At 52.6% G+C, this 1,320-nt stretch carries 1 protein-coding gene; it reads left to right on the top strand.

Going from position 1 to position 1,320, the window contains the following annotated elements; all coding sequences use genetic code 11:
- Nucleotides 1-71: 71 nt before the first annotated feature.
- Nucleotides 72-1,292, top strand: a complete 1,221-nt coding sequence (locus PGQ95_RS26265; RefSeq protein ID WP_000343760.1) for an ISL3-like element ISKox3 family transposase — start codon at nt 72-74, stop codon at nt 1,290-1,292.
- The last annotated feature ends 28 nt before the right edge of the window (nt 1,293-1,320 follow it).

Genomic DNA, 1,320 nt, shown 5'->3' with positions numbered 1-1,320 from the left:
ATATGGGTCTTCCCTTGTTGTGGTGGCTGAAGGCATGATAATGGTGTATTTAATCGCCAGAGGTCACCGCCATGGACGAAAAGTCCCTCTACGCTCATATTCTCAACCTGTCCGATCCGTGGCAGGTAAAGTCCCTTTCTCTCGATGAAAATGCCGGTTCTGTTACTGTCACTATTGAGATCGCTGAAAACACCCGGCTAGCCTGTCCGACCTGCGGTAAATCCTGTTCTGTTCACGATCACCGTCATCGTAAATGGCGCCATCTTGATACCTGCCAGTTCACCACTATTGTTGAAGCCGATGTTCCACGAATTATGTGTCCGGAGCATGGCTGCCTGACGTTGCCTGTTCCGTGGGCTGGCCCCGGAAGCCGGTATACGTTGCTATTCGAATCGTTCGTTCTCTCATGGCTGAAAATCAGCACCGTTGATGCTGTCAGGAAGCAACTTAAGCTCAGTTGGAATGCGGTTGACGGCATTATGACCCGGGCAGTTAAGCGAGGTCTTGCCCGGATAAAAAAGCCATTATCCGCCCGTCATATGAATGTGGATGAGGTCGCCTTTAAAAAAGGACATCGTTACATAACGGTGATCTCCGATCGCGATGGTCGGGCGCTGGCCTTAACGGATGATCGCGGCACAGAGAGTCTTGCCGGCTATCTTCGCACGCTCACTGATGGGCAGTTGCTGGCTATCAAAACGCTCTCAATGGACATGAACGCGGGCTATATAAGAGCAGCGCGTATCCACTTACCCAGTGCGGTTGAGAAAATCGCCTTTGACCGCTTCCATGTGGCGAAGCAACTGGGCGAGGTAGTTGATAAAACCCGTCAGAATGAACATCCGCACCTCCCTGTTGAAAGCCGACACCAGGCAAAAGGAACCCGCTTCCTGTGGCAGTACAGCGATAAGTGGATGACCGAATCCCGGCAGGAAAAGCTGATGTGGCTGCGTGCACAGATGAAGCTGACGAGCCAGTGCTGGGCGCTGAAAGAGCTGGCAAAGGATATCTGGAACAGGCCATGGAGCGAGGAAAGACGGAGTGACTGGCAGAGATGGTTGGCGCTGGCGGCTAACAGTGACGTTCCCATGATGAAAAATGCCGCGAAAACGATAGGAAAAAGGCTGTACGGGATCCTGAATGCGATGCGACACAGTGTCTCAAACGGAAATGCGGAGGCACTTAACAGCAAGATCAGGCTGCTGAGGATAAAAGCCAGGGGATACCGAAACCGGGAGCGCTTTAAACTGGGGGTGATGTTCCACTACGGAAAGCTGAATATGGCGTTCTGAGCCTTCCCACCATGATCGGGGAAGACCC

Origin of the sequence: Klebsiella sp. 141240 (assembly GCF_050600805.1) — a bacterium.
Classification (GTDB): Bacteria; Pseudomonadota; Gammaproteobacteria; order Enterobacterales; family Enterobacteriaceae; genus Klebsiella; species Klebsiella aerogenes.
Note: the sequence above shows the minus strand (reverse complement) of the source record. Positions and strands in the feature narration are given on the sequence as shown.

Bases quoted from the DNA above. Each gene is read 5' to 3' on its own strand.
- PGQ95_RS26265 (WP_000343760.1), top strand. From the start codon at position 72: ATGGACGAAAAGTCCCTCTACGCTCATATTCTCAACCTGTCCGATCCG.